Origin of the sequence: Nocardioides sp., from assembly GCF_016462705.1 — a bacterium.
GTDB lineage: Bacteria > Actinomycetota > Actinomycetes > Propionibacteriales > Nocardioidaceae > Nocardioides.
The window spans coordinates 23,897-31,064 of the sequence record NZ_JAEMSS010000030.1 but is presented as its reverse complement, the minus strand read 5'-3'; the positions used below and the strand labels follow the sequence as shown (position 1 = coordinate 31,064).

The window sequence follows — 7,168 nt, the reverse complement described above, 5'->3', positions numbered from 1 at the left end:
GTCCGCGCCCAGCGAACGAGAGCGCGAGCACCTCACCAGGCGGTCCGCGCGGCTGAACCTGCGAATCACAGGGCGGGAGCCTCGGCGCGGGTGACGGCTCGGGTGACGACGTGCACCGCAGCGGCGACGAGGAGGGCAGCGGCGAACACCGCGGACGCCAGCACCGGGTCGCTCATCGCGCTCGGCTCGACCAGCACGGTCACCGCCAGGGCGAGCATCATCGTGCCGCCGACGAGCTTGAGCACGCGACCGTGCTTCTCCTGCATCTTGGCGACCCGCATCGTCCCCACGGCCAGCCCGAAGACGACCAGCTCGTCCACCAGGAACGGGGCCATGTAGAGCGCGAACAGGAAGGCCGCCTCGGCGAACCCCACGCCCTGCGCCTCGAGCAGCCCGGTCCACAGCACCGGGAAGCCGGCGGTGCACGGCGTCTCCAGCAGCGACACCCCCGCGGCCAGCACGACGGTCGCCGCCAGCGCCGGCAGCAGCTCCTTCCGGCCCGCCGCGGCCCGCATCCGCCGGTAGATGCCGGGCTTGGAGGAGTCCGGGATCGTGAACGACAGGCCCTTCTTGAAGGCGAAGTAGTCCTTGATGCTCACCACTGCGAAGACGCCGGCCACCAGGGCGACCACCACCTGGATCGCGCCGAGGTGGCCGAGCACCCCCATCGCGGAGTAGATGCCGGCCATGTAGACGGCGTACATCGTGGCGGTGACCAGCAGGAAGGTCCCGCCGATCGCCGCGACCCGGCGCCGGCTCCCGGTGCGCACCACGATCGCCAGGAGCACCGAGATCACCCAGAGCGAGCAGGGGTTGACCCCGTCGACGAACCCGATGACCAGGGTGGAGGCCACCAGCGAGTCGCTGCTGACCTCGACGTCTCCCACCAGGGGTACGTCGACCCGCGAGGTCTCTCCCTCGGTCGCCGTCACGGTCGCCGGGGCGCTGCCGTCGACCACGGCCTCGATCTCCTCGCGGATCGGGTCGCTCCAGCCGATCCAGTGCCGCTCCCCGATGATCGTCACGGGCACGGCCACCGGGTCGAACCCCATCTCGGCGGCGGTCTCCTCCAGCCGGACCCGGTTGCCCTCGTCGTGCCAGACCTCGTAGAGGCGCACGGTCAGCTGCGGGTGGTCCTCGACCGCGTCCGCGAGCCACGCCTTCTCCTTGGCGCAGTGCGGGCAGCCGTCGCCCCAGAACAGGGTCAGGACCACCTCGTCGGTGGTGCCTTCCGAGCGGGCCCCCGACGCGGGTCCGGCAGTGACACCGGCGGCCAGCAGGAACAGGACGGCGGCGAGGGCCGCCAGGGCCCGGAACAGCCGCAGCCTCTGCATGGGTCACCTCGAGAATCACGATCCGAGCCCTGTCTCCCCATGCTGGTCACGGCGGGCCGGGCCCGTTAGTGCCGAAGGTCCCGGGCCCCCACACGGTCCAGCCCACCGGAGGGAGTTTCGGCGTTGCCCCACGCGCCGCCGGATCGTGCACGACCATGTGGGGATGACCGATACGGGGCGGCCATTCCTGGTGATGGCGCCGCTGGCGTTGCTCGTCGCGGGCTACCCCTTCCTGCCGGAGGGTCTGGTCCGCGAGACCGGCTACTCGGTGATCGGGCTGCTGTGCGCGGTCGTCGGGCTGGTGGGGCTGGTCCGCCACGTCAAGGGCCGACGCCGCGGCTGGCAGCTGGTGCTGGGCGGGTTCCTGGGCTGGGTGCTCGGCGACGTCGTCTTCTTCCTCGAGCAGAGGGTGTTCGAGGTCGAGGCCTACCCGGCTGTGTCGGACGGCGTCTACATCGCGTCCTACGGCGTCCTCGCCTACGGCCTGCTGGTGCTGGTCCGTCGGCGCGGCGAGCGCAGCGACCTGGCCGCCATGCTGGACGGGGCGATCCTCGCGGCCGGTGTCGCCGTGGTCGTCGGCGTCTTCCTGATCAGCCCCATCGCCGCCGACTCGTCGCTGAGCGGCGCGGGCAAGGTGACCAGCTCGCTCTACCCGGTCGCGGACGTCCTGCTGATCGGCATCCTGGTCCGGCTGTGGACCGCGCCCGGCGCCCGGACCGCGGCGTTCCGGCTGCTGGCGGCCGCGCTGTCGTCGACCCTGCTGGCCGACCTCGTCTACAACGTCACCACGATCACCAGCGAGAGCCTCGCCTCGGTCCTCGTCAGCGACGTCTGCTGGCTGGGCGGCTACGTGCTGGTCGCGGGGGCCGTGTGGGCACGGTCGGTCAACGAGCTCACCGAGACCGCCCCCGGTCGTGAGGACCTGGCCGATCCCACCAAGCGCATGTTCGTCCTCACCGGCGGGCTGCTGCTGCCGGCGATCACGCTGCTGGTCGACGGCATCCCTGACGGCGACGTCCACTGGGAGATCGTCGCGATCGGGGCGGTGCTGCTGTCGATGCTGGTCCTGGCCCGGATGCACGGTCTGCTCACCGTGGTGCGCGTCCAGGCCGTCCAGCTCGCGGGCCTGGCCAGGTCGGACGCGCTGACCGGCGTCCCCAACCGGCGTACCTGGGACCACGAGCTGTCCCGGGCCTGCCACCTCGCCCGGACGACCGGCGAGCCCCTCTGCGTCGCGCTCCTCGACCTCGACCACTTCAAGCTCTACAACGACCGGTACGGCCACCAGGCCGGCGACCTGCTCCTGCGAGAGGCGACCGCGGCGTGGACCAGCATGCTGGGCGACGGCGCGATGCTGGCCCGGTACGGCGGCGAAGAGTTCGCCGTGCTCTTCAGCGGCCAGCGCCTCTCCGCCGCCCACGCCCAGGTCGTCGAGCTCCTCGCGCACACCCCGGGAGGGGCGACCGCGTCGGCCGGGGTGGCCCAGTGGGACCCCACCACGGATCCCAGCAGCGTGGTCGGTCTCGCCGACCAGGCGCTGTACGCCGCCAAGCGCGGTGGCCGCAACCAGGCGCTGACGGCGGACCCGGGCGCGAGCCTGGACCTGCCGCACCCCAGCATCGTGCTGCAGCCGATCGTCGACCTCTCGACCAACGAGTCGGTCGCCGTCGAGGCCCTGAGCAGGTTCGCCGAGGGGCCACCGCTCGAGGTCTTCGAGCAGGCCCGCCGGGACGGGTCCGGCCCCGCCCTCGAGGCGTCGGCCATCGTCGCGGCCCTGCGGGACCGGCCCGTCGGGATGATGCTCTCGATCAACGTCGGAGTCGACGTCCTGACGTCACCGGTGGTGCGCGCGGCGCTCACCGGCGACCTGACCGGGATCATCCTCGAGATCACCGAGCACTCCGACATCGACGACAACGTCGAGGTGATCGCGGCGATCCAGGAGTACCGCGGCCGCGGCGCCGTCATCGCCGTCGACGACTGGGGCAAGGGCTACTCGGACATGGCCCGGCTCATGGTGCTGCGTCCCGACATCGTGAAGCTCGACATGTCGCTGGTCCACGGCATGGACTCGGAGTACAACGTCGGGGCGGTCCGGGCCGCGGTCGCCTGGGCCGACTCGGTCGGTGCCAAGCTCTGCGCCGAGGGCATCGAGACCGAGGAGCAGCGGGCCGCGCTCCGCGAGCTGGGCGTCCACTACGGCCAGGGCTTCCTGATCGGCCGGCCGGCGCCCGCGGACGACCCGGCGACCTCGGACCGAGCGGCCGTCACCACCTAGCCTCCACCCATGGACCGCCTGCGCCGCGTCGTGCTGGTCGTGGCGGCGCTCAACTTCGCCTACTTCTTCGTCGAGCTCGGCGTCGCGCTCGTGGCCGGCTCGGTGTCGCTGCTGGCCGACAGCGTGGACTTCCTCGAGGACACCACCGTCAACCTGCTGGTCTTCGTGGCGCTCGGCTGGCCACTGGCCCGGCGCGCGCTGCTGGGCAAGGCCCTGGCCCTGGTCATCCTCGGGCCGGCGACGGTCGCGGGATGGCAGGCGATCAGCCGGTTCGGGGACCCGTCGGCCCCGGACGTGGTCCCCGTCGTGCTCGCCGCGACCGGCGCCATCGTGGTCAACGGGACCAGTGCCTGGCTGCTCACGTCGGTACGCCGGCACGGCGGCTCGCTCAGCCGGGCGGCGTTCCTCTCGGCGCGCAACGACGTCCTGGTCAACGTCGCGATCATCGTGATGGCGCTGGTCACCGCCTGGACCGGTTCCGGGTGGCCCGACCTGCTGCTGGGCTGCGGGATCATCCTGCTCGCGCTGCACTCCGCCTACGAGGTGTGGGAGGTCAGCGAGGACGAGCGCCTGGCGGCGCGGGCGCTGGCGGGCGAGCCGGTCGACTGACCGCCCTCAGCCCGTCGGCAGCGTGACGGTGAACGTGGTGCCCTCCCCCAGCCGGGAGCTCACCTCGACCCGGCCGTGGTGCCGCTCGACGATCGTGGCGACGATCGACAGTCCCAGGCCGGTGCCCGGCTGGTTGAGCGCCTCGGGGTTGGTGGTGCGGTAGAAGGGCCGGAAGAGACCGATCTGGTCCTGCTCGGAGATCCCGAAGCCGTTGTCCGCGACCTGGAGCACGACCTCGGTGCCGCGGCGCACGGCGGTGACCATGACCGTGCCGCCGGCGGGCGTGTACTTCACGGCGTTGCTGACCAGGTTGGTGAGCAGCCGGTCCAGCTCGGTGGGGTCGCCGGGCACGACCAGGTCGCCCTCGCCGAGGGCCAGCCGCACGGTCAGCGACTCGGCGCGGGCCGAGGACTCGACGAGGGTCACCACGTCGTGGGCCATCTGCCGCAGGTCGACGGGCACCGGCTCCAGCGGGTGGTGCGGGTCGCTGACCCGGGCGAGCAGCAGGACGTCGTCCACCACGGTGGCCATCCGGCGGGTGCCTCGCGACATCGCCTCCTGGTACTGCGGGGCCGGCGCCGCGAGGTCGAGCTCACCCAGCAGCTCCAGGTTGCCCGAGATCACGGTGAGCGGCGTCCGCAGCTCGTGGGAGAGCGTGGCGATCAGCTGGGTGCGGTAGTCCTCCAGCTGCTTGAGCTCCTGCACCAGGTTGCGCTCCCGCTCCAGGGCCCGCGCGGTCATCAGCGCGGCTCCCAGGTCGTGGCCGATCTGGAGGGCGGAGTCGATCTCGCCGTCGGTCCAGGCCGGGTCCTGCGCGCGCCGGGCGAGGACCACGAACCCGAGGCACTCGGCGCCGACGCCGAGCGGGATCCCGAGGGCCGAGCCCAGGCCGATCTCGACGAGCTGCCGGCGCGCCTCGTCCAGCAGCGGGGCGATGTGCTCGGGCGCGTTGGTCCGCCCGCTCTCGGTGACCAGGGCGATCTCCTGCTCCGCCCACATCAGCGGGGCGAGCCGGCGCGCCAGGGCGACCATCTCGTCCCGCGGCGGCACCGTCTCGCCGCGGCGGTCGCGCATGTAGCCACGGCCGCGGCCGTCGTCCTCGAGGACCAGGATCCACGAGCCGCAGGCGCCGAAGCCGTCGACCAGCGGCCGGTGCACCTGCTGGAGCACGGCCTCCAGGGACGCCTGGGCGGACGACGCGGTGGAGCGGATCAGCCGCCGGGCGGCCTCCGCGTGCGTCACCTGGCTCACCAGCTCCTCGCGCTCGAAGGCCGTGATCACGGCGCGCTCGGCCTGCGCGGCGTACCGCTCCAGCAGGCTGCGCTGCCGGGCGTCGGGCCGGCGCCGGGTGAGGGGACGGTCGACGGACATCGCCCCCACCAGCCGGCCCTCGTCGTCGCTGAGGAGGGCGAGCAGGGCGTCGTGCGGGTGCCAGGCGTCGGGTACGTCGGGACGCTCGTCGTCGAAGTGGACCCAGTGCCCGTCGGGGTCGGGGCCGTCCCAGTCCTCGGCGGCGAGGAACCGCCAGCGGCCCCACACCTCCGCCTGCGCGACGACCGGGTCGAGCACGTCGACCGGGTCGGGCTGCATGAGGTACTCGCGGAACTCCTCGGGACCGGTGTAGGCGACGGTCACCAGCTGGTCGTCCAGCACCACCGAGAGCGTGGCCACCTCGAAGCCGACCATCTCCGCGACCGACTCGACCATCAGCTGGAGCACGGCGCGCGCCGAGGAGTCCGACCAGCCCGCGTCGCCGGACGTGGCCGACTCGCGGGTCGTCGGTTCGATGACATGCTGCGCGTTGGCCACGCCGTCCCTCCCCCTCGATCTCTCCAGATTGTGGTGCACGCGCGCGAGACACGGGCTGAAACGGGGAAGCGTGTCGTGCGGGCCGCGAGCGTGGCCCCGGGCCCCGACGGCCTCCCGCTCACCCCGGACGTGAGCTGTAATGACGACGTGTCCCTGGTCAGGAGGCCCCGATGACGACGCCGACCGGCGCGGCCGCGAGGTGTGCCGCCGCGTTGCTCGCCGCGCTGGACGAGACGCAGGCCGCGCAGGCCCGCGGGTCGCTGGCGGACCCGCGGCTCACGGACTGGACCTACCTGCCCGGGGAGCGTCCGGGGTTGTCCCTCGAGGACCTCGGCTCGGCGCAGCACGCGCTGGTCATGGAGCTGCTGGAGGCGTCTCACTCCCCCAGCGGCGCCGAGCTGGCGGTCGGCGCGATCGAGGTCGAGCGGCTGCGCCGGCAGCTGGCCAGCGGTGCCCCGCCGGCCGGCGACCGCTACTGGGTGCGGGTGCTCGGCGACCCCGGCGGCGACGAGCCCTGGGGCTGGCGGATCAACGGCCACCACCTCGCGGTCCACGCGGTCGTGGTCGGGGACACGACGACGGTCACCCCGCACTTCATCGGTGCCGAGCCCGCCGTCGTCCCCGAGGGTCCGGGGGCCGGTCGCCGGCTGCTCGGGCCGGAGGAGGACCTGGCTCGCGAGCTCGCGTCCGGGCTCGACCCCGACCAGCGGTCGCTGGGCATCAGCGCCGACGAGGCGCCCGACGACATCCTCACCCGGCACGACCCCGCGGCCGACCCGTCGCTGCTGCCGACCGGCATCGGCCGGGACCTCCTCCGGTCGGACCAGCAACTGCTTCTCGACCGGCTGGTCCAGCGCTATCTCGACCGCGCCCCCGCGCCGTACGCCGAGCGCTGCTGGCGGGAGGCCGAGGCGGCGGGACTGGACCGGGTCCGCTTCGCGTGGGCCGGTCCCACCGAACCCGGGCGGGGGCACTACTACTGCGTGACGGCGCCCGACTTCCTGATCGAGTACGACAACACCCAGGACCAGGCCAACCACGCGCACTCCGTCTGGCGGCACCTGCGGGACGACTGGGGCGCGGACCCGCTCCGCGCGCACTACGCGCGGAACCATCCCGACGGCCGCTGAGACCCGCG

5 protein-coding genes are annotated in these 7,168 nt (G+C 73.1%); 3 read left to right on the top strand and 2 right to left on the bottom strand.

Annotated elements, in window-relative coordinates:
• Nucleotides 1–65: 65 nt before the first annotated feature.
• The gene (locus JHD21_RS06000) at nucleotides 66–1,334 is read right to left on the bottom strand and encodes a hypothetical protein (protein ID WP_292672456.1); all 1,269 of its coding nucleotides are present in this window, start codon (nucleotides 1,332–1,334) and stop codon (nucleotides 66–68) included.
• Between the two features lie 163 nt (nucleotides 1,335–1,497).
• Here JHD21_RS06000 and JHD21_RS05995 point away from each other — a divergent pair, with 163 nt between their 5' ends.
• Both JHD21_RS05995 and JHD21_RS05990 read left to right on the top strand, forming a co-directional pair.
• Nucleotides 1,498–3,612: an EAL domain-containing protein gene (locus JHD21_RS05995; protein WP_292672455.1), complete on the top strand. Its 2,115-nt coding sequence runs from the start codon at nucleotides 1,498–1,500 to the stop codon at nucleotides 3,610–3,612.
• A gap of 9 nt (nucleotides 3,613–3,621) precedes the next feature.
• The gene (locus JHD21_RS05990) at nucleotides 3,622–4,221 is read left to right on the top strand and encodes a cation transporter (RefSeq protein ID WP_292672453.1); all 600 of its coding nucleotides are present in this window, start codon (nucleotides 3,622–3,624) and stop codon (nucleotides 4,219–4,221) included.
• Between the two features lie 6 nt (nucleotides 4,222–4,227).
• Here the strand turns inward: JHD21_RS05990 and JHD21_RS05985 are convergent, their stop codons facing one another.
• On the bottom strand, nucleotides 4,228–6,030 hold the full coding sequence (locus tag JHD21_RS05985; protein ID WP_292672451.1) for an ATP-binding protein: 1,803 nt from the start codon (nucleotides 6,028–6,030) through the stop codon (nucleotides 4,228–4,230).
• 170 nt (nucleotides 6,031–6,200) lie between these two features.
• Between JHD21_RS05985 and JHD21_RS05980 the strand changes: the two genes are divergently transcribed.
• Complete coding sequence (locus JHD21_RS05980) at nucleotides 6,201–7,160, top strand: DUF3500 domain-containing protein (protein ID WP_292672450.1); 960 nt, start codon at nucleotides 6,201–6,203, stop codon at nucleotides 7,158–7,160.
• Nucleotides 7,161–7,168: the final 8 nt, after the last annotated feature.

What these genes read in the sequence shown, in the direction of transcription:
- JHD21_RS06000 (WP_292672456.1), bottom strand. Translation starts at nt 1,334, where the DNA reads ATGCAGAGGCTGCGGCTGTTCCGGGCCCTGGCGGCCCTCGCCGCCGTC.
- JHD21_RS05995 (WP_292672455.1), top strand. Translation starts at nt 1,498, where the DNA reads ATGACCGATACGGGGCGGCCATTCCTGGTGATGGCGCCGCTGGCGTTG.
- JHD21_RS05990 (WP_292672453.1), top strand. Translation starts at nt 3,622, where the DNA reads ATGGACCGCCTGCGCCGCGTCGTGCTGGTCGTGGCGGCGCTCAACTTC.
- JHD21_RS05980 (WP_292672450.1), top strand. Translation starts at nt 6,201, where the DNA reads ATGACGACGCCGACCGGCGCGGCCGCGAGGTGTGCCGCCGCGTTGCTC.